Raw genomic sequence first — 25,003 nt, 5'->3', positions numbered from 1 at the left:
GGTCGACGCGCAGGAGGGACATCATGACGGAACGGGATCACGAGATCGCCGATCTCTCGAAGGAATTGCTGGGCCGGATCGTGCAAGGCACCGTGGCGAGCGGCGCGGTCGTGGATGCGGAGCAGTGCGCGGCGCTTGCCGTGCAGTGCGCGACGGCGCTGGTCGACAAGCTGGAAGCGCGCAGCGACTGAACGACGCTGCTGTCACGTGTGAAAGCGATGGGAGCGACGCCTGGCGGCCGCGGCCGGCATCACGCGTGAAGCGTGACGCGCGCCCCGTCACGCATTAGGCCTCGACCCGCACCTCGCCGTCCGCGCGCACGGCGCCCGGCGGCTTGCCCACCACGCGCTTGAACGCGCGGCTGAACGCGGCGAGCGAGCCGTAGCCGAGCCGGTACGCGACGGCCTCGATCGTCTCGTGGTCGCGCGTGATCCATTGCGCGGCGAGCCGCATCCGCAGCTCGGTCAGGTAGCGCACCGGCGTCATCCCGGTGGCCGCGAGAAAGCGTTCCGCGAACACCGAACGCGACACGCCCGCTTCGGTCGCGAGTTCCGCCACGCTCCAGTTGCGGCCCGGATCGCGATGCAGCGCGACGATCGCGCGGCCGAGCTTCGGTTCGCGCAGCGCCTGCACCCAGCCCGTCGCATCACCGCATCCGCATTCGACCCAGCCGCGCACGATGAACGCCGCGACCACATCCGCGAGCCGCGCGAGGATGCCCGCGAAACCCGCGCGTGCCGAGCACGCTTCGCGCTCCATCGCATCGAGCATCGGGCGGATTTCCGGGTAGCGCGCGAGCAGCGTGCCGACGTGCATGAACTCCGGCATCGTGCCGACCAGCGGCTGCATGCCGCCGAGATCGAGCTCCATGCACGCGCTGAAGATCAGCGCATCGCCGGCGCCCGGCTCGGTCGTCGCGCAGCCGGCGGGCGACACGCCGGCCGATGCCACCGATGCGACCGTGTCGCAGATCTTCGCGACCTCGAAGCCGTTGATCTCGCGGCACGGTGCATCCGGGTCCGACACCAGCGCGTGCATGCCGCCGTGCGGCAGCAGGATCGCGTCGCCGGCTTCGAGCCGCATCGTGGCGCCCGACGCGTCGCGCAGCAGCACGGGCCCGCGCCCGACGAAATGGAACTGCGCGCGGCCCGTCACGTGGCCGAAGTTCAGCCCGAACGGCCGCGCGACCTGGATGCGGCGGTACTGGACGCCGCTCAGGCGCATCCCCAGCAGCAGCTCGCTGACGAGGTCGTGCACATCGGGAATAGGGGGCAGAAGGGGCTCGGACATAGCGAGATACGGACGATCGATCAACAAGAACGGATTGTATGTCATAGACCGTCCTGACGTGGTTCCTTACGATACGCCCTCATCAGTACTTTCCCTAACCGACACGGAACCACGCATGAATCCCGGAATCTCCACGGCCGCCTCGACGGCGGCCCCCCGCGAACCGGCCTGGGGCGCAGTATTCGCGATGACGCTCGGCGTGTTCGGGCTCGTCACGGCCGAATTCCTGCCGGCCAGCCTGCTGACGCCGATGGCCGACAGCCTCGGCGTGACCGAAGGCGTGGCCGGGCAGGCCGTCACGGCCACCGCGACGGTCGCGCTGGTCACGAGCCTGCTGATCTCGGCGCTCACGCGCACGATCGACCGGCGGCGCGTGCTGCTCGTGTTCTCGGTGCTGCTCGTCGCGTCGAACCTGGCGGTCGCGTTCGCGCCGAACCTGGCAATGCTGCTGGTCGGCCGCGTCGTGCTCGGCATTGCGCTCGGCGGCTTCTGGACGATGGCCACCGCTACCGCGATGCGGCTCGTGCCGACGGCGATGGTGCCGCGTGCGCTGTCGATCATCTTCAGCGGCGTGGCGGTCGCGACGATCGCGTCCGCGCCGATGGGCAGTTACTTCGGCCACCTGATCGGCTGGCGCAACGTGTTCCTGATCGCGGCCGCGCTCGGCGGCATTGCGTTCGTGTCGCAGATCCTCACGCTGCCGTCGATGCCGCCGAGCGGCACGACGCGGCTGCGCACGCTGATCGACGTGCTGCGCCGGCCGACCGTCGGCCTCGGCATGTTCGCGACGATCCTGGTGTTCACCGGGCACTTTGCGTTCTTCACGTACCTGCGGCCGTTCCTCGAACAGGTCGCGGGTGTCGGCGTCAACGGGCTGTCGGCGATCCTGCTCGGCTACGGCATCGCGAACTTCGTCGGCACGTCGCTCGCCGGCCGCGTGCTCGAACACCGGTTGCGGCCGATGCTGATCGGGATGCCCGCGCTGATGGTCGTGCTCGGCGTCGCGCTCGTCGCACTCGGCCGTGCGCCGATGATCGACGCGGTGCTCGTCGCGTTGTGGGGGATGGCGTTCGGCGGCGTGCCCGTCGCGTGGTCGACGTGGGTCACGCGCACCGTGCCCGACGAAGCCGAGAGTGCGGGCGGCCTGATCGTCGCGGCGATCCAGCTTGCGATCGCGACGGGCGCGGCAGCCGGCGGCGTCGTGTTCGACGCGAACGGGGCGGCCGGCGTGTTCGTCGCGGCAGCCGTCGTGCTGGCCGTTGCGGTCGCAACGATCGTGACCGGCGTACCGAAGCGCGTCGGCGTGGGGCCCGCGCTGGCGGAATGACGTTGTACCGGCGGGCCGCCCGGCCCGCCGCTCAGCGCACCGGTGCGTGCGTGTCGAGCAACTGCCGGTGGCGCGCTTCGGTCGCGTCGTCGGCGGGGAACAAGCACTCCATGCGCAGCTCCTGTGCGGCGGCGCTCTGCGGTGTCCCCACCGTCGTGACCAGCGAGAAGTAACGCAGCACGACGCCTTCATGCACGAAGCCGATCGGGATGACCGGCAGCGACGGCGCGGCGGCCGGCGCCGGCGGCGTTTTCCAGTCGCGCGGCGCATCGGGGCTGGCGAGCAGGTCGTCGAGCAACTGCCGCGTGCCGTCGTCGATCACGCGGCCGACCGCTTCGCGCTGCACGCGTTGCAGCAGGCTGCGCGATACCGTCTCCCAGTCGGCCAGGAACGGCCGCATCCCGTGCGGATCGAACATCAGGCGCAGCAGGTTGCGCGGGCCGTCGCGTGCGGCCATGTCGATGAAGCAGCTAAAGAAGCGCGGCGCCGCGTCATTGGTCATCAGCACGTTCCAGTGGCGATCCATCACGATCGCCGGAAACGGATCGTGCTGGCGCACGACCCGTTCGAGTGCGCCGATCACGCCCTGCATCTCCTGCGCATCCCACGGCGCTTCCGAATACACCGGCGCATAACCGGCCGCGAGCAGCAGCGCGTTGCGCTCGCGCAGCGGTACGTCCAGCGTTTGCGCGAGCGTCAGCAGCGTGTCGCGGCCCGGCACGCTGCGTCCGCTTTCGATGAAACTGATCTGGCGTTGCGAGATGCCCGCGTCGAGCGACAGGTCGAGCTGGCTCACGCCGCGCACGTCGCGCCAGTAGCGCAGCAACTGGCCGAGTTCGTGCGGCGGCGCGCGCAGTTCGCGGCGGCTGGCGTTCATCGTGCCTCCCTGGGCGTTCCGTGAGCGACGCGATCGACTATATCGGACTCACGCGGCGTTCGCGTGCCACGCGAATGCGTCGAACGGCGCTTCGAGCGCGGGCTGCGTCACGCTGCCGACGTAGTTCGTGATCGTCGATGCGGCGACCACCGCGATCACTTCCAGCAACTGTTCGGCGCTGAAGCCGGCGTCGAGGAACGCCTGCCGGTCGGCATCGGGCAGGCGGCCGCGGGTCTCGATCAGCTTGCGTGCCGTGGCCGACAGCGCGGCCAGTGTCGCGTCGGCGGGCAGCGCGCCATGGCGGATCGCATCGACGTCGGCGTGGGTCACACCCTGTTTCAGCGCAAGCGCGGTGTGGAAGGCGACCGGCCATTCGCTCGCGTTCGTGACCGCGTTGGTGAGCAGGAGCGTCTGGATCTGCGGCTCGGTGAGGCTGCTCGCGTGTACGCGCTCGAACAGGCCGATGAAGCCGTTGATCAGCACCGGCGACGCGGCCATGGCCGCCGCGATGTTCGGGACGATGCCGAAGGTGTGCTGGAGCTGCTGGAGGACGGGCCTGGATGCGGCCGGCGCCGAGTCGATGGTGTGAAGCGGGTAGGCGGACATGATGTCTCCGGGGATGAGCGCCGCCGGATTGGCGGCGCGACACCCGAAGCGTAGGAGCGGCCGTGTCGCGCGCCAATTACATGCGATGTAATCGTCCGATGCGCGCGAAGCGGTCAGCTGCCTTGCCTGACCATCTCCGCCAGCGCCTTCATCGCCTGCAGGTACGGATACGGCCCGTGGCTGATGCGGGCCACGCCGTATTCCGCGAATTCGGCGAGTGTCGGCGTCTCCGTGACGCGCATCACGTTCACCGGCAGCGGCGATGCGGCCGTCAGTGCGCGAATGAGCGCCGGCGAGCGCAGCCCCGGCACGAACAGGCCATCGGCGCCGGCCGCGGCATACGCGCGTGCGCGGGCCAGCGTGGCGTCGAGCAGGCGCTCGTCGTGCGTGTCGGCCGGCGCCTTGAAGAACACGTCGGTACGCGCATTGATGAAATAGTCGGCACCCGCGCGATCCGCGGCCTGGCGTGCCGCTGCGAGACGGGCGGCGGCTGCGTCGACGTCACGCAATTCACCCGTCGCCGGGAAGCTGTCTTCGAGATTGCAGCCGATCGCGCCGGCCTTGATGCTGAGCGCGATCGTCTCGGCGACATCTTCCGGCCGCTCGCCGTACCCGCTTTCGAGATCGACGGTGACGGGCAGGTCGGTCGCGCGCGTGATTCGCTCGAGCACGTCCATCATCAGCGCGCGCGGCATCTGCTCGCCGTCGCCGAAACCGTTGGCCGCCGCGACCGACCAGCTGCCGGTCGCCAGCGCGACGGCGCCCGCGTCGGCCGCCGTGCGCGCGCTGCCGGCGTCCCATACGTTGAACAGCGCCAGCGGCTGGCCCGCACGGTGAAGCGAACGGAAATATGCACCCTTCTCATTGCTGCTCATGCTTGCGTCTCCTGGTTGAAAACCGGATCGGTTGTCGTGCCGAACGATACTGCCACCGTATCGAGCGCCGCGAGGAAGTCACGTGCGTCGAACAGCTCGCCGAGACTGCGCACGCCGCCCGACACCACGGTGTCGCCCGCGATCAGCCGCACGGCTGCCTCGACGATGATCGGTGCGCTGACTGCGTAGATGTCCTGCCCGGACGCCGTCGCGCGGTGCGTCGTGCCGCCCTGCACGACGATCGCGTCCATCGCGAACTGCTGCGCCGAGCGGCCCAGCGCGTCGGTCGGCTCGGGCGGCGGCGTGGCGGCATCGCGCACGTCGCGCAGCGCGACGGTGGCGAGCCACGATTCGATCGTATCGATGCGCAGGTGACGCGACAGTGTCATCACTTCCGAAAACGGCAGCAGCGTCACGTCGACGCGGCCGATCGGCGGCGGGAACGGCCACGCGCGTTCGCGTGCGGTCGACGGCACCGGCGTCGGCTTCCCGTCCTTCTGCACGAGCCGCACCGCGCGATTGCGCTCGCCCGTCACGCGCGTGCCGCGCGTCGGGTGCCAGCGGTCGAGGCCGGTCGCGACATCGACGCGTTCGATCGGTTGGTGCGGGTCCACGACGGCTGTGACGAGCAGGTCGGCCAGGCCGCCGTAGAACGCCGCGGCCGGCACGAGCGTCACGCCCGCGGCGCGCGCCCGCGCATCGCGGTGTTCGGCCAGCGCCAGCACCGACGGTTGCTCGGCGGTCAGGTCGAGATAGGGGATGCCGGCCCGCAGCGCCGCATCGGCCAGCGGCAGCGCAGTATCGAGGTACGGGCCCGCGCAGTTGATCACCGCATCCGCGCCGCGCAACGCGGCGTCGAGCGCGGCCGGGTCGTCGATCGCGGCGACGCGTGCGAGCGCGAGCGCCGTATCGCCGCCGTGTTCTGCGAGCCGCGCGGCATCGCGCCCGATGCGGATCGCACGCAGGCCGCGCCGGGCCAGCTCCGCGACGACGAACCGCCCGGTATGACCCGTGGCGCCATAGACTGCAACCGTCATTCGATCATCCATGATCTACTCCGCTACAGAACGGTCTGTTTTATAGTACAGACCTGTAGCGTCGTCAAGCACGCGGTGCTATGATCGGTTCACTGTTGCGGGAGTGGGCGGCCAGCCAGGCCGGGTCGGGATGAAAAAGGAAACAGGCACACCAGGGAGCGCGCCCGATACGCGCGAACGCATTCTGCAGACGGCGAGCGAGCTGTTCTACCGGGAGGGTACGCGCGCGGTCGGCGTGGACCTGATCGTCGCGCAGGCGGGCGTCGCGAAGACGAGCCTCTATCGTCACTTCGCGACGAAGGACGACCTGATCGAAGCGTTCCTGCTGCGCGAGGACGCCGATTTCTGGGCGCATTGGGATGCGGTGGCCGCGCAGTACCGGCGCACGCCGCGCGAGGAACTGGATGCGCAGCTGCAATGGATCGGCGAGCGCATTGCGCGCCCCGGCTATCGCGGCTGCCCGCAGATCAACATCGCCGCCGAATACGCGGACGGCAACCATCCGGCCCGTAAGGTGGCCGTCGCGCACAAGCAGGAATTGCGGCGCCGGCTGGCCGAGCTGGCGGAGGCGATCGGTGTCGACGAGCCGGAAACCTTCGCGCTGCGGCTCGCGACCGTGATCGACGGCGCACTGAGCAGCGGGCAGGCGCTGCATGCGCATGGGCCCGTGGCCTTCCTGCAGGAATTCGCGCAACTGCTGTTGCCGAAGAAGGGCCGCAAGTAAGCCGCGTGGCCGCGGCGATCCGCGCGCCGGTTCGGTTCAATCGCGCGCGGCCGGATCGACCGACAGCGCGCGCAACTGGCCGCGCAACTGATCGACTTCCCCCGGCGCGAACGGCCGCTCGATCTCGGCATGCGTCTGCTGCCACAGCGGAAACGCCGCGGCCAGCAGGTCGTGGCCGGCCGGCGTCAGTTCGAGCAGGCGGCTGCGCCGGTCGTCCGGATCCTGGATGATCGTGACCAGGCCGCGCCGCTCGAGCGGCTTGAGCGCGGCCGTGAGCGTGGTGCGGTCCATCGCGAGCAGCGACGCGACCGATTTCATCGGCGCCGGCTGCGGCCGGTTCAGCGACATCAGCAGCGAAAACTGGCCGTTGGTGAGATCCAGCGGGCGCAGCACATCGTCGAAGATCCGCGCAAGATTGCGCGCCGCGCGCTGCATGTGCAGGCACAGGCAGCAATCGCGCACCATCAGCGTCGTTTCGAAAGGGAGCGGTTCTTTTCGTGCCATGTTGCAATTGTGTTGATATCAACCTATCTTGTCAAGGTCGAGGCGCGACAGCCCGTCGCGTCCGTCACCGGAGGAGACAGCATGAGTGCGCAACAGCAGTTGTATCTCGCGGTATTTCTCGGGACGAAGGATAGTCCGGCGATGAAGGCGTGGATGGCGCTGCCGGACGAGGCGCGACGCACGCGCGAGCGTGACGGCATCGCCGCATGGCATGCGTGGGTCGACCGGCATCGCGACGCGATCGTCGAGATGGGCGGCCCGCTCGGCAAGACGAAGACGATCGATGCCGCCGGCGTCAAGGACACGGCGAACGCGATGAGCGGCTTCACCGTCGTGCGGGCGGCCTCGCACGAAGCCGCGGCCGCGCTGTTCGAAGGCCATCCGCATTTCACGCTGTTCCCGGGCGTGGCGATCGACGTGATGCCGATACTGCCGATTCCCGGCGCGTGAACGACGCGCGAGGCCCGGCGCCGTGTATCGGCGATGCGCCGCGGCCGGCAGGGGGACGCTTTCCCGACATTCTGGATGGAGACTGGCGATGAAGCTTTACGGATTTGCCGGCACCCGCTCGCAACGCGCGCTGTGGGGGCTGAAGGAGCTGGATGCCGATTTCGAGTTCATCTCGGTGAACCTGCTTCAGGGCGAGCACAAGCGGCCCGAATTCCTGCGCCTCAATCCAGCCGGCAAGGTGCCCGTGCTGGTGGACGGCGACCTCGTGATTCCCGAATCGGCCGCGATCGTGCTGTATCTCGCGGACAAGTACCCGGAGAAGGCGCTGCTGCCGGTCGATCCGGCGCTGCGGGCCGAGGCTTACCGGTGGGTCATGTTCGCGGTGACGGAGCTCGAGCAGCCGCTGTGGCGGATCACGCGGCACTCGTTCATCTATCCGCCGGAGAAGCGTTCGCCGGCCGATATCGAGCTGGCGCGCGAGGATTTCAGGACGATGGCGGCGATCCTCGACAAGCATCTCGAAGGGCGCGCGTTCATCGTCGGCGATTCGCTGACGGTGGCCGATTGCGTGACGGCTTACCTGATCGACTGGGCGGGCGAGTGCAACCTGATCGAATCGTTTCCGCAGTTGCGTGCGTATCTCGAACGGCTGTATGCGCGGCCGACGGCACCGCAGCGGATCGCGGACGCGCGCAAGGCGGCGTGAACGGGCAGCGGCCGGTCAGGCGTTGGATCGGCATGGCCGACCGCTGCGTCGGTGCGTTCGGCGAGCGGCGGTCTTGCCGCGTTTCAGGAGGGTGAAGCGTGCGTCGCGAACGCGGCGCACGCAGGTGCTCACACCACGTCGTCAGGCCCACCAAGCATGCGACACAGCATCGACAGGTCGCTGAGCGTGACGTGCGGCGTCGCGGCCTGCTGCTGCACGCGCTCCGCTTCCCGGTGCGTATCGCGCACCACCCACGCCGCCTGCAGCCCCGCGTTCAATGCGCCGACGATATCGAGGTGGTAGTCATCGCCGACATGCAGCAATTCCGCCGGTGGCACGTCGAGCGCGTCCGCCGCCGCATGGAAGATCCCGGGCTCCGGCTTCGCGACGCCGAACGCCTGCCCACTGAGCGTCGCACGAAAGAATTCGCCGCCGCCGGTGAGCCGCAGATCCGCGTTGCCGTTGGTCACCGCGATCAACGGAAACCGCGCACTCAACCACGCAAGCGCCGGCAACGCATCTTCATAGAATTCGACCCGGTTGCGTGCGGCATAGAAGGCCGCGTACGCACGGTCGGTGAGCGCGACATCTTCGTTCGCGCGCTCCAGCGCAAGCCGGATCGAGCCGATTCTCATCGCGCGGAAGTCGCCGGCGAGGTCGGGGCACAATCGTTCGTATTCCTCACGCAAGTCGCTCAGCGCCTGCTGCGTGGGCAGCACCCGCTCGGTACCGGGCGCGTGCTCGATCAGCCACGTGCGAAGCTCCCCTTCGGCCCGTACGACGGATGGGCCGAACGGCCACAGGGTGTCGTCCAGGTCGAACGAGAGCGCGGAAACTTGGGTGAGACGCATGGAGGTTGACGGGGCGTTTTGTTTACCAGGGCCACGGAATGGCGATTCCGGTGCCGTTTTCGAGGGCCTGCCGATACAGGAAGCGTGCGACGGTCAGGTCCTGCAGCGCGAGCCCGGTCATGTCGAAGACGGTGATCTCGTGCGGCGCGCGGTCGACCGTCGCGGTTCCCGCGAGGATGTCACCGATTTCCGTGCGTGGCAAATCCGGCGCCCACTGGCACTCGCCGATGCTGCGCGCCTGATCGTGATCGTCCACGACAATCCGCGCGCGTTCCAGCACGCCAGCCGGCAACTCGCGCTTGCCGGCGGTGTCGGCGCCCACGCAGGTCAGGTGGGTGCCCGGCTGCACCGCATCCGCATCGAACAGCGGGCCGCCGCCGGGCGTTGCCGTGATCACCACGTCGCTGTTGGCCACTGCGTCGTTCCCGTCGCGCGCCACGCCGATCGTGCATCGTTCCCGGAAGGCCGATTCGAACGCCGGGTCGGGCTCGCCGCTGGCGCTCACGTACTGCACGGTGCACCGTTGCGGCAGCAGCCCGAGTGCATAGTCGAGCTGGACGCGCGCCTGCACGCCGGTGCCGAACACGCAGATTCGCGTGCTGTCGCGTCGCGCGAGCAGTTGAAGACCGAGGCCGCCGGCGGCGCCGGTTCGCGCGGTGGTGATCGCATTGCCGTCCATGATGCATAGCGGTCGGCCCGTGGCCGGGTCGAACAGCGCGACGGTGGCCTGATGCGGTTCGCCGCCGAGCCGGCGGTTGCCGGGCCAGAATCCGGCCGCCTTGAAACCGAGCAGGTCCTGATTCGCGACGTCGCCGGACTTGATGCCGAACACGCCGCCGGTGTGCAGCTTCTCGCGCACCACCGGGAACACGCGTCCGGCCCGTTGACTGTGCAGCACGAAGGCTTCGCGAACGGCCGCCGTCACTTGCGCGCCCTGAAGGGCGGGCGCGACGGTGTCGCGGTCGAGAAGCAGGAGTCGGGCGTCGGTCGGCATGTTCGGGCAAGCGCTCTCGGCGCCAGGCAAATCGGGTTGGTTTAAAGTTTGTCCAAATCTGGACAAATAGTCAATTCGTCGAAGGGGCGACGTGGGCGCGCGGTTTTGCTCACCACCCGTAGAAGCGTGGCCACGTCTGCGCGCCGCCTGTAGCGCCGATCGCCTGATACTCGGGATGTTGCGCCCCGGTGGCGCACGCGTGATTCGGCAGGATGCGCAGGCGGGTGCCGATCGGAAACCGTTGCGCGATGCCGGCGTCGGGCGTGCCTGCCCGCGACACGATTCCGTGCTCCTGGTTGGCGGCGCTCATCACGTAGTCGCCGAGCACGTCGCCTTGTTCGGTGCAAACCTGCCCGTAGCCGAAGTCGTGCGCCTGACGCTGCGTGCCGCGGTCGCGGCTCATCGCCATCCAGCCGGCGTCGACGATCGCCCAGCCTTTCTCTTCCTGGTGGCCGATGACGGTGGTCAGCACCGACAGCGCGATGTCGGACAGGTCGCACACGCCGATGTTGTGCATCACGAGGTCGAACATCACGTACACGCCGGCGCGCACTTCGGTCACGCCTTCGAGATGTTCCGCCGCGAGGGCGGTGGGGGTCGAGCCGATGCTCACGACCGGGCAAGGCAGACCGGCAGCCCGAAGGCGCTCCGCCGCCTGCACGGTGCGGCTGCGTTCCTGCTCGGCGATCGCCGCCAGTGCGTCGGGCGTGTTGTATTCGTAGCTGGAGCCCGCGTGCGCGAGCACCCCGCCGAGCACCATCCCGCCGTCGACCAGCGCGCGGCCCACGTCGATCAGCAGGTCGGCGTCGGGCGGAATCCCCGAGCGGTGGCCGTCGACGTCGACCTCGATCCACACGTCGAAGCGCTCGTCGTGTGCCCGCCCGAATTCGGCGATCGCGTGCGCGGCCGGCAGGCTGTCGGCGACGAGCTTCAGGTCGCAGCCCTGCCGGCGCAGCGCGAGCGCCTGGCCCAGTTTCGCGGGCACCATGCCGACGGCGTAGACGATGTCCCGGATCCCGTGCGCGAAAAACTGTTCGGCTTCCTTGAGTGTCGACACCGTGATGCCCTGCGCCCCGGCCGCGATCTGGGCATCGACGACCTGTGTGCATTTGGTGGTCTTGACGTGCGGCCGGAACCTGACGCCGAGCGCGTCCAGATGGGCCTGCATGCGGCCGATGTTGTGTTGCATGCGGCCGACGTCGATCAGGGCGGCCGGGGTGTTGAGGGTTTGAAGGTCCACGATGCGTTGCCTCGGAGGGTTGCCGATGCGAACACTGTAGGGCCGTGGATGAATTTCGGGTTTAACGGATCGCTAATCCGGCATTAAAGCTTGTTTAATCCAAAGGATCGCATGGATCGTGGCGCCGCTCACGCGTTGCCACGCCACGGCGGCGGGCTGAGAAACCGTGTCGCGGCTTCGAGGAACACCCGTTGCCGCGCGGAACGGCCGGTGCGCGACGGCAGCAGCGCCGTCACGGGGGCGGGCGGCAGGTGCCAGTCCGGCAGCAACCGCACGAGCTTGCCGTTCGCCAGCAGTGGCGCGACGTCCCACTCGGAGCGCTCGACGATCCCGAGCCCCGCCAGCGCCCATTCCGTGATGACGGTGCCGTCGTTCGACGACAGCGCGCCGCTGACGCGGATCACGGCGGACCGGCGCGGTTCGCCCTTGACGTCGCCGCCTTGCGAGAAGCGCCAGCGCGGGATGTCCTCGTCGTTCTCGCGCAGGCACAGGCAGTCGTAGCGGGCCAGGTCGGACGGATGGTTCAATTCCTTGATACGGCGCGCATAGGCGGGGCTCGCGCACAGAAAGCGGTCATTCGGCGCGAGCGGATACCCGATCCACGACGACGACTTGAGGCTGCCGACGTGAACGACCACGTCGGCACCCGGCGCGCTGGTCAACGGGCTCTCCGACAGGTGGAGCGCGATGTCGAGCTTCGGATGCGCGCGCTGCACGTCGCGCACGATCCGCGCGACGTACTTGCGGCCGAAGCCGAGCGGGGCGACGACGCGCAGCGTGCCGCGCACGTCGCCGTGGTCGCCCGAGATGCTGACCGGCAGCGCCTCCACGCGCTCGAGGATGTCGACGGCTTCCTGGTACAGACGCTGCCCTTCGTCGGTCAACGCGATCCCTTTCGGCTGCCGCACGGCGAGCCGAGCGTTCAGTCGCGCTTCCATCCGCTGCAGGCGAATCGTGACCGCGGGCGGCGTGAGATCGAGCAGCCGCGCGGCCGCGGCCAGCGAGCGGGATGTTCCGATCGCGCGGACGAGTCGAAGGTCGTCGAGGTCGAGCATTTCGTGTCTCTTAATGCTGGGAGTGCCGAGCATTAAACCGCACATCGCGACGCGAATCCATCGATGCGGCGGTGGATCGCGTCGGTCGCGCATCGAATCGGATTGCCCGGCCGCTTCGAATCACACGGCCCGCGACGCCACGCACCGTTACCGGCCGAGCCCGACAATCAGCGACCGGTGCGCGGCGACCCCGGCCATCACGCCCGACGCCGATGCGAACGTTGCGTTGGTCATCGGCGTCGACGCGTCGCCGGCCGCGAACACGCCGGCGACGCTCGTCTGCTTCATTGCATCGACGCGCACGACCGGGCCGAGCGGCCCGTCGTCGAATGCACAGCCGAGCTGCTGCGCGAGATCGCTCGCCATCGCCGTGCGTGCGCCGACGAACAGCGCATCGATCGGCACGACCTGCCCGTCGGCGAGCCGCAACGCATCGATTCGCGGCGCATCGCCGAGGATTTCCACGACCGGCGACCGTTCGATGCGCACGCCGCGCGCATCGAGCAACGCGGCTTCTTCTTCGTTCGCCTCGACTACACCCTGCGTGAACCACGTCGCCGGGCCCCAGTCCGGAATCAGGATCGCCTGATGCACCGACAGCGGATGCGTGGCGAGCACGCCGAGCCGCTGGCCGCTCACCTCGTATCCATGGCAGTACGGACAATGCAGCACGCTCACCCCCCAGCGTTCCGCCAGCCCTGGCAGTGCGGGCAGTTCGTCGCGGATACCGGTCGCGAGGATCAACCGGTCGGCGCTCGCACGGCTGCCGTCGGCGAGCGTCACATGGAAGCGGCCGTCCGCATCGCGCTCGGCCGCGCGCACGTCGCCTGCGATCCGCTGCACGGTGGGATACGCGGCGAGCTGCGCGGCGGCTTCCTCGACGATGGCCGCGGGCGGCTTGCCGTCCTGCCCGAAAAAGCCGTGCGCGTGCGCGGCAAAGCGGTTGCGCGGCTGGCCGGCATCGATCACGAGCACGCGGCGGCGCGCCCGCGCAAGCTGCATCGCGGCCGACAGCCCCGCAAAGCTGCCGCCGATCACGATCACTTCATGGTGGTCATGCATGCCTCCACTCCTTTCCTGAACCTGCGTGAACGACGGACGTGCTCCGACGGTGGTCGACTCAAACGCAATTCAACCCAACTCACGAAACACGAGAAGTTGCATGATAGGGCGATGGTATCATTCACGCAACTTCAAAAGTTTCGAGAGAGGGGAGCGCCGCCCGTGAGAACCGATAGCCGCTTGTCGCGGATGCTGCATGCGCTGATCCACATGGATCAGGCCGACGGCCCGATGACGTCCGAAGCGATCGCGACGATGCTGGGCACCAACCCGGTCGTCGTGCGGCGCCTGCTCGGCGGCTTGCGCGACTGCGGCTACGTGCAGTCGGAGAAGGGGCATGGCGGCGGCTGGGTGCTGAGCGTCGCGCTCGACGACATCACGCTGCTCGACGTCTATCGCGCGGTGGGCGAGCCGCCGCTGTTCTCCGATCTGGTGACCGACGACGAGGCCGAATGCCTGGTCGAGCAGGCCGTCAACGCGCACCTGTCGGCCACGCTGAAGGAGGCCGAGACGACGCTGCTCGCCCGCTTCGGCGAAGTCACGCTCGGCATGCTGTCGCGCGATTTCGAGGCGAAACACGCGAAGCGGCGCAAGCCGCGCTGACGCGCCGCAGCATCGCGGCCGGGCGTCGCGCAAAGCGCACGCCGACGCGGCCGAAAACGCTGCACCGCGATGTTCTGTCCCCCAACTTCTGCCCGGTTCGCCCGCCACAGGGCAAAATACGGGTTTTCCGCACCCGCGAGGGCGCGACCGAATCACGCGCCGGTCGGCGGCGGTGCGCCATCCGCACGCCGTCGCCCGGCGCCCAGGCAAGAAACGCTCGCCCTGTCGCGAGCCCACAGGAGTCCAGACCCCATGCCCGAATCCAACCTGTCCTTCTTCGGCCGGCTGTCGCTGGCCGTCGGCACGTTCTTCTCCGTGCTCGGTAACCGCGAGTTCGCGGCCGGTGTGCTGCGCGTGCGCGATGGCGCCCCGGCACCGGTCGCGCCGGCCCCCGCCGCGGCCCCGGCCCCGGCGCCTGTCGCCGCGCCCGTGAAGGCGCCGGCGCCCGAGCTGCGCGAAGCGAGCCCGCAGGCTGCGCTGCAACTGCTCGGCCTGCTGCAGCGCGATGCGCGCTTCATCGACTTCGTCGAGGAAGACATCGCCGGCTACGCGGACGCCGACATCGGCGCGGCCGCACGCCTCGTGCACGACGGCTGCCGTGCCGCGCTGCGCGAACACTTCACGATCGTGCCGGTGCGCGACGAAGCCGAAGGCAGCCGCGTGACGCTGCCGGCCGGCTTCGACGCGACGGCCGTGCGCGTGACCGGCAACGTGGTCGGCGCCGCGCCGTTCACGGGCACGGTCAGCCATCGCGGCTGGCGGGTCGCCGACGTACGCCTGCCGAAGCTGACGGGCAGCCATGACGCGTCGGTCGTCGCACCGGCGGAGGTGGAACTGTGAGCGATCCGCGCTATTCGATCGGTATCGATCTCGGGACGACCCATTGCGCGCTGTCGTACGTCGACAGCGCCGCGAGCGACGGCGAAACCATCACGCAGCAGGTGCTGCCGATCGCGCAGCTCACCGCGCCCGGCGCGCTGGAGTCGCGCGACCTGCTGCCGTCGTTCCTCTACCTGCCGCATGAAAGCGAACTCACGCAGGGCGACCTGACGCTGCCGTGGACGGCCTCGCGCGGCTTCGCGGTCGGCGAGATGGCGCGCACGCGCGGTGCCGGCACGCCGATCCGCCTCGTGTCGAGCGCGAAGAGCTGGCTGTGCCACCCGGGCGTCGATCGCCGCGCGGCGATCCTGCCGAGCGATGCGCCGCCGGAAGTGGCGCGCGTGTCGCCGCTCGAAAGCTCGATCCGCTACCTGACGCACCTGCGCGAAGCGTGGGACCACGCGCATCCCGACGCGCCGTTCGCCGACCAGGACGTGACGGTCACGATCCCCGCGTCGTTCGACCCGGCCGCGCGCGAACTGACGGCCGAGGCCGCCCGCGCCGCCGGCTACTCGCGGATGACGCTGCTCGAGGAGCCGCAGGCCGCGCTGTACAGCTGGATCCAGAAGAGCCAGGGCGGCTGGCGTAAGCAGGTGCAGGTCGGCGACCTGATCCTGTGCGTCGACGTGGGCGGCGGCACGACCGACCTGTCGCTGATCGCGGTGGTCGAGCGCGACGGCAATCTCGAACTGCATCGCGTGGCGGTCGGCGAGCACATCCTGCTCGGCGGCGACAACATGGACCTCGCGCTCGCGCATGTCGTCGCGCGCAAGCTCGCGCAGCAGGGCACGCAGGCCGATCCGTGGCAACTGCGCGCGCTCACGTACGCATGCCGTTCCGCGAAGGAAACGCTGCTGTCCGACCCGACGACCGATGCGGTGCCGCTCGTCGTGCCGAGCCGCGGCTCGAAGCTGATCGGCGGCTCGATCCGCACGGAGCTGACGCGCGCGGAACTCACGCAGACGATCCTCGAGGGCTTCTTCCCGCAAGTCGACGCGGCCGCGCGCCCGGTGAGCCGCGCGCGCGTCGGCCTGACGCAGCTCGGCCTGCCGTATGCGCAGGACGCGGGCATCACGCGCCATCTCGCGGCGTTCCTCGGCCGCCAGGTCGCGGCGCTCGATTCGCTCGAAGGCGTGCAGCGCACGCTGCCGCAGGGCGCGACGTTCCTGCATCCGACCGCCGTGCTGTTCAACGGCGGCGTGTTCAAGTCGACGCTGCTCACGCAGCGCGTGCTCGATACGCTCAACGGGTGGCTCGCCGCCGAAGGTGCGCCGCCCGCGCGCCTGCTCGAAGGCGCGGATCTCGATCTCGCGGTCGCGCGCGGCGCCGCGTACTACGGCTACGTGAAGCGCGGCCGTGGCGTGCGCATTCGCGGCGGCACGGCGCGTGCGTACTACGTCGCGATCGAATCGGCAATGCCGGCCGTGCCGGGGCTCGAACCGCCGGTGCAGGCGCTGTGCGTCGCGCCGTTCGGGATGGAGGAAGGCTCGGACGCGGCGCTGCCGCCGCAGGAGTTCGGCCTCGTCGTCGGCGAACCGGTGCAGTTCCGCTTCTTCGGGTCGTCGGTGCGCCGTCAGGACCAGGTCGGCACGCTGCTCGACTACTGGTCGCCGGAAGAGCTGCAGGAGCTGGAGGAAATCCAGGCGACGCTGCCCGCCGAAGGGCGCACCGTCGGCGAGGTCGTGCCGGTGAAGCTGCATGCGCGCGTGACCGAAGCCGGTACGCTCGAACTCGAGGCGATCCCGAGCGGCACGGACGAGCGCTGGAAGGTCGAGTTCGACGTGCGCGGCGCCGCCTGAGCGCGATGAAGCGCTATACGGTCGGGATCGACCTCGGCACGAGCAATACGGTCGTCGCGTACGTCGAGGCCGGTTCCGACGCGATCCGCGTGTTCGACGTCGAGCAGCTGGTCGGCCCCGGCGCGGTGGCCGCGCAGCCGCTGCTGCCGTCGGTGCGCTATCACCCGGCGGCGGGCGAGCTGCCGCCGGACACGCTGCGGCTGCCGTGGGCGGCCCACGCGAAAGCGAGCGCGGCCGGTGCGACACCGGCCGTGATCGGCCGCTACGCGCGCACGCTCGGCGCGCAGGTGCCGGGCCGGCTCGTGACGAGCGCGAAGAGCTGGCTGTCGCACGCGTCGGTCGACCGGCTCGCGGCGATCCTGCCGTGGGGCGCGGCCGACGGCGTCGACAAGGTGTCGCCGGTCGATGCGAGCGCGAGCTATCTCGCGCATGTGCGCGACGCGTGGGATGCCCGCTTTCCCGATGCACCGCTCGCGAAGCAGGACGTGATCCTGACGGTGCCCGCATCGTTCGACGATGGCGCGCGTGCGCTGACGGTCGAGGCCGCGCGGCGTGCGAAGCTGCCCGCGCTGCGGCTGCTGGAAGAGCCGCAGGCCGCGTTCTACGACTGGCTGTACGGGCAGCGCGACACGCTGCGCGAGACGTTTGCCGCTGCGCGCCGCGTGCTGATCTGCGACGTCGGCGGCGGTACGACCGATCTCACGCTCGTCGATGTCGCGCCGGGCGGCGACGGCGAGCCGACGTTCACGCGCGTAGGCGTCGGCAACCACCTGATGCTCGGCGGCGACAACATGGACCTCGCGCTCGCGCGCCTGGTCGAGTCGCGGCTGACCGAGCCCGGCACGCGGCTGTCCGCCGCGAGCCTGTCGCAGCTCGTCGAGCGTTGCCGTGCCGCGAAGGAGCGGCTGCTCGGCGACGATGCCCCCGAATCCGTCAACGTCACGCTGCTCGGCGCGGGCAGCAAGCTTGTCGGTGGCGCGCGTTCGGCCGAGCTGACGCGGCAGGAAGTCGAGCAGATCGTCGTCGACGGTTTCTTTCCGCAGGTCGAAGCCGGCGAACTGCCGCGCCGTGCGCGCGCCGCGATCGTCGAATGCGGGCTGCCGTATGCGAGCGACGCGGCCGTCACGCGGCACGTCGCCGCGTTCCTGAACCGGCATGCGGAAGGCCCGCTGCCCGACACGCTGCTGCTCAACGGCGGCGTGTTCCGCGCGGGCGCGCTCGCCGGCCGTCTCGCGCAGACGCTTGGCGCGTGGCGCGGTGCGCCGCTCGACGTGCTGCACAACGCGCATCCGGACGTCGCGGTCGCGCGCGGCGCGGTGGCCTACGGGCTCGCGCGCGCCGGGTATGCGCCGCGCATCGGCGGCGGGTCCGCGCGCAGCTATTTCCTCGTGCTCGACGATGGCGTCGAAGGCGCGGCCGCGCGTGGCGTGTGCCTGCTGCCGCGCGGCACGGAGGAGGGCCACGAGATCCGGCTCGACGATCGCACGTTCGCGCTGCAACTCGGGCAGCCGGTGCGTTTCCACCTCGTGTCGACGGTGGCCGACACCGCGTATCGGCCCGGCGATCTCGTCGATCTCGACGGCGGCGATTTCGTGCGACTTCCGCCGATCGCGACGGTCGTCGACGCGAAAGCGGGCGGTGATGCGCGCGAAACCCCGGTGAAGCTCACCGCGTCGCTGACGGAAGTCGGCACGCTCGAAATGCACTGCATCGCGACCGACGATGCGGCGCGCCGCTGGCGGCTCGAATTCCAGTTGCGCGGCGATACGCCCGCGCAGGGCGACGACGCTGCGCTCGCGCGCCATCCGCGGCTCGACCAGGCGCTCGAACTCATCGAGCGCTCGTTCGGCAGCAAGGCCGCCGGTGTCACGCCGAAAGACACGCGCCGGCTGCGCGCGCAGCTCGAGCAGGTGCTCGGTGCGCGCGAAGAGTGGGACGTCGCGCTCGCGCGTGAATTGTTCGACGCGTTGCTGGCACGCGCGCGGCGCCGCCGGCGCTCGGCCGATCACGAACGTGCGTGGCTGAACCTGGCCGGCTATTGCCTGCGTCCGGGCTTCGGGCATCCGCTCGATGCATGGCGCATCGAGCAGCTGTGGCCGCTGTTCGACGACGGGATTCAGTATGTGACCGACGCTCAGGTGTGGTCGGAGTGGTGGACGTTGTGGCGGCGCGTGGCCGGCGGCCTCGACGACGACGCGCAGACGCAGGTGCGCGACGCGATCGCGTTCCTCGAACCGACCGACGACAAGCGGCGCAAGCTGCCGTTCGATCCGGGCAAGGTCGGGCCGGCCGACATGACGCGATTGTCCGCGTCGCTCGAACGGCTGCCCGTCGAACGCAAGGTCGAGCTGGCCGAGCGGTTGATCGCGCAATTGCAGAAGCCGGCCGAGCGCACGCTGTGCGCGTGGGCACTCGGACGCATTGGTGCGCGCCGGCCGTTCTACGGCAGCGCGCACAGCGTCGTGCCGGCGGACGTCGCCACCGGCTGGCTCGATGCGCTGTTCGCGCTCGACTGGAAACAGGTCGAGCCGGCGGCGTTCGCGGCCGCGCAGATCGCGCGGATGACCGGAGACCGTTCGCGCGATTTGCCGGACGACACACGCCAGGCCGTGATCAAGCGCCTGTCGGCCGCGAATGCATCGGCGGCGTGGATCGACATGGTGCGCGAGGCGATCGCGTTCGACGAAGCCGACACGGTGCGCGTGTTCGGCGAAACGCTGCCGGCGGGGTTGAAGTTGCTGGCGGGGTGAGCAGCCCGGTGTGCTCCGGCATCATTCGGATACCGGAGCATTGCGCGGCGTTGCCGATGCGGGCCGGCGCTCGCCGATTCAACGTTCTTCGAATACGCAAACGGCTGCCGTTGCATCGCATCGGCAGCCGTTTGTGCGTTGTGAGCCCGTCGGTCACATCCGTGGGATCGTCTCGCATGGCGATGCGGCCAATTCCGCGGCTATCACGTTCGGCGCCACCGCCCGCCGCGCCAGATGAATCCCCGCCAGCATGCAGCGCACCGATCCGCCGGCCAGTTCGATCGTCGGCACATCGAGCGGCAGCAGCCGTGCCGAACGCTCGATCGTCGCGCGCTGTACCGGCGTGAGGCAGTCGTACGCGCGCCGCGACAGTGCGAGCACACGCCCTTCCTTGCCCGACAATTCCAGCGTATTGCCCGCGAAATTCGCGATCTGCGAGGCATCGAGCGCGATCACCGTGCGGCCCGTTTCGGCCAGCCGTTGCGCGATCTCGTCACGACGACGGCGGTCGGGAATGAGTTCGAGGCCGACCATCGCGAACTCGGTCGCGACGCTCATCATCACGTTCGTGTGATAGATCGGCTTTCCGTTCGCATCGGCCGTATCGAAGCAGATCGGCTCGAAATTGAAGTTCGTGCAGAAGCGCTCGAGCGCGACCGGATCGGCGCGGCGCGAACGCGCGGTGTACGCGATCCGCGCGACGTGGTCGAGCACCATCGCGCCGGTGCCTTCGAGGAACACGTCGTCGTATTCGAGGCCCGAGTAGTCGATCACGTCCTGCACGCGGTACTCGGCCTTCAGCATCTCGATCACGTCCGCGCGCCGCTCACGGCGCCGGTTCGCGCTGAACATCGGATAGAGCGCGACGTGGCCGCCCGGATGCGTCGAGAACCAGTTGTTCGGGAACACGGAGTCGGGCGTGTCGCGCTCGCCGTGGTCGTCGAACACGTGCACGCGCACGCCCGCATCGGCGAGCGTCCGCGCGGCGGCCGTGACTTCGTCGCGCGCGGCGGCCGATACCGACGATGCGTCTGGTGTGCCACCGCCGGTCGCCGTGCGCTGGAACGCGTTGTCGGCCGCGGTCTGCGGGTTCGGCCGGAAGCGGTGCGGCCGGATCATCACGACGGCGGCCGGTGCCTGGATCGATACGAGATTCATGGAAGGCAGGAACGAAAGGCAACGGGCCGGGCGGCGCACGGCCCGCCCGGGGATGACGGTCAGCGCGCGAACGCGGCGACGGCTTCGGTCACGTGCGCCGCGTGACCCTGCGCGATCGCGGCCGGGTCGTCGATCAGCGCGAACAGGTTCTTCGGGTCGACGGCCGGCGGAATCAGCGCGATCTCGACGCCCGCGTTGTGCTGCTGCGCGAGCGCATACAGGTAGCGCAGCGCCGAGTAATCCTCGAGCGCGAAGCCGACCGAGTCGAACACCGTGACTTCGTCCGCGCGTTCGCGGCCGGTCGTCTCGCCCTGCAGCACGCGCCACAGCTCGGTGACGGGGAAGTCGGCCGGCATCTGCTGGATCTCGCCCTCGATGCGCGACTGCGGCTCGAATTCGACGAACACGCGGCCCGCCTGCAGCACACCGGCCTCGAGTTCGGTCTTGCCCGGGCAATCGCCGCCCACGGCGTTCAGGTGCATGCCGGGTTCGATCATGTCGGCCGTGACGATCGTCGCGTAGGCCTTGTCGGCGGTGACGGTCGTCACGATGTCGGCGCCGCGCACGGCGTCGGCGGTCGACGCGGCGCGCACCACGCGCAGCGCCGGGTAGGCGGCGAGGTTCTGCACGAGCTTGTCGGTCGCGTGCGGATCGACGTCGAACACACGGATTTCGTCGATGCCGAGCAGCGTGTGGAACGCGATCGCCTGGAATTCGCTCTGCGCGCCGTTGCCGATCAGCGCCATCGTCCGTGAATCGGGGCGGGCGAGGGCTTGCGCGGCGAGCACCGACGTCGCCGCCGTGCGCAGCGCGGTGGTCAGCGTGAGTTCGGCGAGCAGCAGCGGGTAGCCGGTATCGACTTCGGCGAGCGCGCCGAACGCCATCACCGTGTGCATCCCGCGCGCGGCGTTGACGGGGTGGCCGTTCACGTACTTGAACGCGAACAGCGATGCGTTCGCGACGGGCATCAGTTCGATCACGCCGTCGCGCGAGTGGCACGCGACGCGCGGCGACTTGTCGAAGTCGGCCCAGTGCAGGTAATCGGCGCGCAGCGCGTCGACGAGCTCGCGGAGGAACGTCGTGACGCCGGTCTGGGCGATCAGTCGGGCGGTGGCGGGAACGTCGAGGAAGCGGGTCATGCGTTTGTCTCCATATGCTCAGTGCCGGTACGGGTGTCCCTGGCGTTCTGGTCGACCGCGCGGTGCTTCGGCGCGCGTTCCGGCTTGCTGGAAGCGGCGGTGCGGCACATCTCGCCGGTCGATAGCGTCATTATTTCGGCGAGTCGAGCCAACAAAAAGACGGCAAAAGTGGCAGATTTATCGATAGACTTTGCAAATTGCTGGCCTGATATGGCGGTTTGACCAAGTTGCGCGGGTCGATAGGCGAAAACTCCGGCACGCTGGCGGCCGGTTCACGTTCAACAGGAAGGCTCGTTCATGATCACGCTCGACGACGTCGACCGGCAGCTCATCGCGCTGCTGCGCGACAACGCGCGACTGCCCGTCGTCGCGCTGGCGAAGGAATTGCGCGTCGCGCGCGCAACCGTGCAGAACCGGCTGACGCGGCTGGAGAAGCACGGCGTGATCGTCGGCTATACGGTGCGGCTCAAGCCGGCGGCCGAACGGCACCGGATCCGCGCGCTGATGTCGATCGCCGTGCAGGGCAATCGCGGCGCGGAAGTGGTGAAGGTGCTGCGCGGGCATCCGAACGTCGCGTCGATCCACAGCACCAACGGGCGCTGGGATCTCGTCGCCGAACTGCATGCCGATTCGCTCGAGCACTTCGATCGCGTGCTCGGCGCGATCCGGCTGATCGACGGGATCGCGAATACCGAGACGAGCATTTTGCTGTCGACGCACAAGGCGTGATGCGGGCGGGGCGAGCTGGCTGCATTGCCGCCAAAGCGCCCGGCCGCGGCTGGATCGGTCACGTAGCGGTGGCGAATCAAGGCGGTCGGCGCGGAATGTGCCGCGTCGCGCCGTTGTCCGATTTCGATTTCAATCACGACATCGCGAGCTGAAAGCGGGCCGGTGTTTCACCCGGCGTAACAGCCAATCGTTTGCGCACGACGTAGATGATCCTGTCCGCGCGGCGCACGATACGAGCCGTGAACCGCCGGGCAGGCCCTGGTTTGACCCATGGCTCGGGAATTACGCTAATGAATGTCAGAAAGTCAAAACTTTGCCACTCGGTAGTCGAGCGGGCGTGCTAGTCTGAAACGGTAATGCGAGGTAATGCAAAAGTCCTTAATAAATTACAAATCAATAACATGGCACAAGCGATACGGGATGCAAGGGGACGGGGAACGTGCGCGCCAGGTACGCCGGCAGGGCACGCGACGGCCAGCGACGAATCGGAGCGGATCAATCTGATCGAGCTCGGCGCTCGCGTGTGTTCGGTGACGGTGCTGGGCCTGTTTGCCTATGCGATCTATCTGCAGTGGCGAGTGAACCCGGGCCGGATCACGCTGATCCTGCTGCTGGTTTCCGCCGTACTGACCGTCGGATTCTCGGCTTTTGCAAAATTGCCCAGACGACGGGACTGGCATCCCGTCTCGGTGTGCTCTGCGATCGGCGGTTCGTTCTATTGCCTCGCCTATCAACTGACCGCCAGTACCCACCTGATTCCGGAGTGGGCCGGGGGCGGCTTTCAAATTATCGGGATTGTGTGGCAATTGTTCGCCAAGCTGTCGCTGGGGCGCTCGTTCGGTCTGCTGCCGGCCAACCGCGGGGTCGTGTCGTCCGGTGCGTACCGCTTCGTGCGTCATCCGATCTATGCCGGTTACCTGCTGTCTGAAATCGGTTTCCTGCTCAGCAATTTCAGTACCCGAAACCTGGTCACGATCGGCGCCTGGATGCTGTTGCAGATCGGGAGAATCGTGCTGGAGGAACGTGTGCTGTCGGAAGACGAAGCTTATCGTGCGTACAAGTCGCAGGTTCGATATCGACTGATTCCGGGCGTGTTCTGACGGGCATGCCGAAAGCTCGCCATGCCCGACCCTAGGCGACGCGCCTGGGCGTGAGACCCGGCGCAGCCTTGCCCGCCGGTTCACGTCAGGTCAGCGCCCCGGAAGGGTCAGGCGCTGGCCGCCGATTCCGCAAACACCGGCTCGCCCAGCGTCAGCATCAACCGGTTCGCCCACGCGAAGATCGCGACCGCGTGCGACAGGTCGAGAATCTCCTCATGCGTCAGCCCTTCGGCTTCCAGCGCGGCGATATCGCCCGCGTCGACCGTGTCGGGCCGCTCCGTCAGCGCAATCGCGTAGCGAATGATCGCGCGTTCGCGCGCCGTCGTGCCGGCCGTCGCCGGATCGTCGAACACCTGCTCGATCGCATCGGTGCGCTTCGCGAGCTGGGTAAAGCGCTGCGCATGCACGGACGCGCAGTACACGCAGCCGTTCACGCGCGACACGGCCGTGCTCGCCAGTTCGCGCTCCGCGCGCGACAGTCCGCCGGGGCCGTACATGATCGCGTTGAAGACGCCCGAGCGTTGCCGCAGGATCTCGGGAAGATGGACGAGCAGCAGGTAATAGTCGGACGTCTTCGCTTGCGAGTGGCTCGCTTCGAGCACGGCCAACTGATCGGGCGTCGCGGCATCGAGCGACACGGTGTCGAGCCATGCCCGCCAGCCGAGCGTGTCGGACGTGAAGCCGTGAGTGGTCGTCGTCATGCGGCCTCCGTTGCAGCACGTGCCTGAAGCGCCTGCGCGGCCACCGCGACGCGCAACTGATACGCGACGAACGCCACGAGCTGCGACAGCGCGACGATCGCGGGCGTCGTGAGCCCGGCCGACTTCAGCGCGTCGAGATCGGATGGCCGTGCATCGACCGGCGAGTGCGTCAGCAGGCGTGCATGCGACAGGATCGCGCCGAGGCGGCGGGGCAAGGTGTCGAATGCATCGGCGTTTGCGCGGGCGATATCGTCGAGCGTGCCGCCTGCATCGAGCAGTCGTGCGCGATAGGTGTCGGCCAGCACGCGAGCGTTTGATTTTTCTGCAACATACCGCGCCGCGTGCAGTCGTTCGATCAACGAAAGATCGGGCAACGCGGGATCGAACAGCGCCGCTTCGCTCAGCCGCGTATGGCGCAGCACCTTGTCGCGTGCGCGACGCAGCGCGGCGACGGCGTCGCCATCGCGCAGGCCGGCCACCGCGTCGATAGTGTCCGGCGCATCGGCCGGCGTGATGGATTCAGTCATCGTTTCGGGTTTCCTTCGTC

Annotated in this window: 26 protein-coding genes; 11 read left to right on the top strand and 15 right to left on the bottom strand. The window is 68.9% G+C overall.

Annotation, left to right across the window (positions count from 1 at the left end; genetic code table 11):
- Nucleotides 1-23: 23 nt before the first annotated feature.
- Entirely contained in the window at nucleotides 24-191 is a 168-nt protein-coding gene (locus tag CFB47_RS41315; RefSeq protein ID WP_179258994.1) for a hypothetical protein, read from the top strand.
- Between the two features lie 94 nt (nucleotides 192-285).
- Here CFB47_RS41315 and CFB47_RS29690 read toward each other — a convergent pair whose 3' ends face one another.
- A complete protein-coding gene (locus tag CFB47_RS29690) occupies nucleotides 286-1,335 on the bottom strand; it encodes an AraC family transcriptional regulator (RefSeq protein ID WP_089463148.1) in 1,050 nt (349 codons plus the stop codon).
- A gap of 70 nt (nucleotides 1,336-1,405) precedes the next feature.
- Here CFB47_RS29690 and CFB47_RS29685 point away from each other — a divergent pair, with 70 nt between their 5' ends.
- Entirely contained in the window at nucleotides 1,406-2,617 is a 1,212-nt protein-coding gene (locus tag CFB47_RS29685; RefSeq protein ID WP_089463147.1) for an MFS transporter, read from the top strand.
- Between the two features lie 31 nt (nucleotides 2,618-2,648).
- Here the strand turns inward: CFB47_RS29685 and CFB47_RS29680 are convergent, their stop codons facing one another.
- The 4 genes from CFB47_RS29680 to CFB47_RS29665 all read right to left on the bottom strand — a co-directional run bounded on the left by CFB47_RS29680 (nucleotide 2,649) and on the right by CFB47_RS29665 (nucleotide 6,024).
- A complete protein-coding gene (locus tag CFB47_RS29680; protein ID WP_089463146.1) occupies nucleotides 2,649-3,494 on the bottom strand; it encodes a helix-turn-helix domain-containing protein in 846 nt (281 codons plus the stop codon).
- Nucleotides 3,495-3,542: 48 nt separating this feature from the next.
- Nucleotides 3,543-4,100, bottom strand: a complete 558-nt coding sequence (locus tag CFB47_RS29675; RefSeq protein ID WP_089457633.1) for a carboxymuconolactone decarboxylase family protein — start codon at nucleotides 4,098-4,100, stop codon at nucleotides 3,543-3,545.
- Nucleotides 4,101-4,213: 113 nt separating this feature from the next.
- On the bottom strand, nucleotides 4,214-4,975 hold the full coding sequence (locus CFB47_RS29670; RefSeq protein ID WP_089463145.1) for an isocitrate lyase/phosphoenolpyruvate mutase family protein: 762 nt from the start codon (nucleotides 4,973-4,975) through the stop codon (nucleotides 4,214-4,216).
- Complete coding sequence (locus CFB47_RS29665; protein WP_089463144.1) at nucleotides 4,972-6,024, bottom strand: trans-acting enoyl reductase family protein; 1,053 nt, start codon at nucleotides 6,022-6,024, stop codon at nucleotides 4,972-4,974. The genes CFB47_RS29670 and CFB47_RS29665 overlap by 4 nt, the downstream gene beginning before the upstream one ends.
- A 118-nt stretch (nucleotides 6,025-6,142) precedes the next feature.
- Between CFB47_RS29665 and CFB47_RS29660 the strand changes: the two genes are divergently transcribed.
- Nucleotides 6,143-6,736, top strand: a complete 594-nt coding sequence (locus CFB47_RS29660) for a TetR/AcrR family transcriptional regulator (protein ID WP_089443229.1) — start codon at nucleotides 6,143-6,145, stop codon at nucleotides 6,734-6,736.
- Between the two features lie 36 nt (nucleotides 6,737-6,772).
- On the opposite strand, the gene CFB47_RS29655 is transcribed toward CFB47_RS29660, so the two are convergent.
- Nucleotides 6,773-7,240: a MarR family winged helix-turn-helix transcriptional regulator gene (locus tag CFB47_RS29655; RefSeq protein ID WP_089463143.1), complete on the bottom strand. Its 468-nt coding sequence runs from the start codon at nucleotides 7,238-7,240 to the stop codon at nucleotides 6,773-6,775.
- Between the two features lie 81 nt (nucleotides 7,241-7,321).
- Between CFB47_RS29655 and CFB47_RS29650 the strand changes: the two genes are divergently transcribed.
- Nucleotides 7,322-7,690 carry a hypothetical protein gene (locus CFB47_RS29650; RefSeq protein WP_089463142.1) on the top strand — a complete coding sequence of 123 codons (369 nt, stop codon included), beginning with the start codon at nucleotides 7,322-7,324 and terminating at the stop codon, nucleotides 7,688-7,690.
- An 88-nt stretch (nucleotides 7,691-7,778) separates the two neighbouring features.
- Nucleotides 7,779-8,396: a glutathione S-transferase family protein gene (locus CFB47_RS29645; protein WP_089463141.1), complete on the top strand. Its 618-nt coding sequence runs from the start codon at nucleotides 7,779-7,781 to the stop codon at nucleotides 8,394-8,396.
- 128 nt (nucleotides 8,397-8,524) lie between these two features.
- On the opposite strand, the gene CFB47_RS29640 is transcribed toward CFB47_RS29645, so the two are convergent.
- The 5 genes from CFB47_RS29640 to CFB47_RS29620 form a co-directional block, all read right to left on the bottom strand.
- Nucleotides 8,525-9,247 carry an HAD family hydrolase gene (locus CFB47_RS29640; RefSeq protein ID WP_089463140.1) on the bottom strand — a complete coding sequence of 241 codons (723 nt, stop codon included), beginning with the start codon at nucleotides 9,245-9,247 and terminating at the stop codon, nucleotides 8,525-8,527.
- 22 nt (nucleotides 9,248-9,269) lie between these two features.
- Nucleotides 9,270-10,241: an ornithine cyclodeaminase family protein gene (locus tag CFB47_RS29635; protein WP_089463139.1), complete on the bottom strand. Its 972-nt coding sequence runs from the start codon at nucleotides 10,239-10,241 to the stop codon at nucleotides 9,270-9,272.
- Nucleotides 10,242-10,350: 109 nt separating this feature from the next.
- Nucleotides 10,351-11,481 (bottom strand): DSD1 family PLP-dependent enzyme, encoded by a 1,131-nt coding sequence (locus tag CFB47_RS29630; protein WP_089443223.1) that lies wholly within the window; start codon nucleotides 11,479-11,481, stop codon nucleotides 10,351-10,353.
- A gap of 128 nt (nucleotides 11,482-11,609) precedes the next feature.
- The gene (locus CFB47_RS29625) at nucleotides 11,610-12,536 is read right to left on the bottom strand and encodes a LysR substrate-binding domain-containing protein (RefSeq protein WP_089443222.1); all 927 of its coding nucleotides are present in this window, start codon (nucleotides 12,534-12,536) and stop codon (nucleotides 11,610-11,612) included.
- Between the two features lie 147 nt (nucleotides 12,537-12,683).
- Nucleotides 12,684-13,598: an NAD(P)/FAD-dependent oxidoreductase gene (locus CFB47_RS29620; RefSeq protein WP_089463138.1), complete on the bottom strand. Its 915-nt coding sequence runs from the start codon at nucleotides 13,596-13,598 to the stop codon at nucleotides 12,684-12,686.
- 162 nt (nucleotides 13,599-13,760) lie between these two features.
- Here CFB47_RS29620 and CFB47_RS29615 point away from each other — a divergent pair, with 162 nt between their 5' ends.
- From CFB47_RS29615 to CFB47_RS29600, 4 genes are all read left to right on the top strand, one after another.
- Complete coding sequence (locus CFB47_RS29615; RefSeq protein WP_089463137.1) at nucleotides 13,761-14,201, top strand: Rrf2 family transcriptional regulator; 441 nt, start codon at nucleotides 13,761-13,763, stop codon at nucleotides 14,199-14,201.
- Between the two features lie 252 nt (nucleotides 14,202-14,453).
- Nucleotides 14,454-15,041, top strand: a complete 588-nt coding sequence (locus CFB47_RS29610) for a DUF2760 domain-containing protein (RefSeq protein WP_089463136.1) — start codon at nucleotides 14,454-14,456, stop codon at nucleotides 15,039-15,041.
- Nucleotides 15,038-16,879 (top strand): Hsp70 family protein, encoded by a 1,842-nt coding sequence (locus CFB47_RS29605; protein ID WP_089463135.1) that lies wholly within the window; start codon nucleotides 15,038-15,040, stop codon nucleotides 16,877-16,879. The genes CFB47_RS29610 and CFB47_RS29605 overlap by 4 nt, the downstream gene beginning before the upstream one ends.
- Before the next feature lie 5 nt (nucleotides 16,880-16,884).
- On the top strand, nucleotides 16,885-19,629 hold the full coding sequence (locus CFB47_RS29600; RefSeq protein WP_089463134.1) for an Hsp70 family protein: 2,745 nt from the start codon (nucleotides 16,885-16,887) through the stop codon (nucleotides 19,627-19,629).
- Between the two features lie 153 nt (nucleotides 19,630-19,782).
- On the opposite strand, the gene ctlX is transcribed toward CFB47_RS29600, so the two are convergent.
- Both ctlX and CFB47_RS29590 read right to left on the bottom strand, forming a co-directional pair.
- Complete coding sequence (gene ctlX / locus CFB47_RS29595) at nucleotides 19,783-20,787, bottom strand: citrulline utilization hydrolase CtlX (protein WP_089463133.1); 1,005 nt, start codon at nucleotides 20,785-20,787, stop codon at nucleotides 19,783-19,785.
- 59 nt (nucleotides 20,788-20,846) lie between these two features.
- On the bottom strand, nucleotides 20,847-21,926 hold the full coding sequence (locus tag CFB47_RS29590; protein WP_089463132.1) for an ornithine cyclodeaminase: 1,080 nt from the start codon (nucleotides 21,924-21,926) through the stop codon (nucleotides 20,847-20,849).
- 297 nt (nucleotides 21,927-22,223) lie between these two features.
- On the opposite strand from CFB47_RS29590, the gene CFB47_RS29585 reads away from it, so the two are divergent.
- Together CFB47_RS29585 and CFB47_RS29580 are read left to right on the top strand one after the other, a co-directional pair.
- Complete coding sequence (locus CFB47_RS29585; RefSeq protein ID WP_039354504.1) at nucleotides 22,224-22,655, top strand: Lrp/AsnC family transcriptional regulator; 432 nt, start codon at nucleotides 22,224-22,226, stop codon at nucleotides 22,653-22,655.
- A gap of 401 nt (nucleotides 22,656-23,056) precedes the next feature.
- Nucleotides 23,057-23,755: an isoprenylcysteine carboxylmethyltransferase family protein gene (locus CFB47_RS29580; RefSeq protein ID WP_089463131.1), complete on the top strand. Its 699-nt coding sequence runs from the start codon at nucleotides 23,057-23,059 to the stop codon at nucleotides 23,753-23,755.
- A 107-nt stretch (nucleotides 23,756-23,862) separates the two neighbouring features.
- Here the strand turns inward: CFB47_RS29580 and CFB47_RS29575 are convergent, their stop codons facing one another.
- Together CFB47_RS29575 and CFB47_RS29570 are read right to left on the bottom strand one after the other, a co-directional pair.
- The gene (locus CFB47_RS29575) at nucleotides 23,863-24,456 is read right to left on the bottom strand and encodes a peroxidase-related enzyme (protein ID WP_089463130.1); all 594 of its coding nucleotides are present in this window, start codon (nucleotides 24,454-24,456) and stop codon (nucleotides 23,863-23,865) included.
- The gene (locus CFB47_RS29570; protein WP_089463129.1) at nucleotides 24,453-24,983 is read right to left on the bottom strand and encodes a CMD domain-containing protein; all 531 of its coding nucleotides are present in this window, start codon (nucleotides 24,981-24,983) and stop codon (nucleotides 24,453-24,455) included. The genes CFB47_RS29575 and CFB47_RS29570 overlap by 4 nt, the downstream gene beginning before the upstream one ends.
- Between the last annotated feature and the right edge of the window lie 20 nt (nucleotides 24,984-25,003).

The sequence above is a fragment of the Burkholderia sp. AU27893 genome (assembly GCF_002223205.1).
GTDB lineage: Bacteria > Pseudomonadota > Gammaproteobacteria > Burkholderiales > Burkholderiaceae > Burkholderia.
This window is presented reverse-complemented; position numbering and strand designations above follow the sequence as displayed.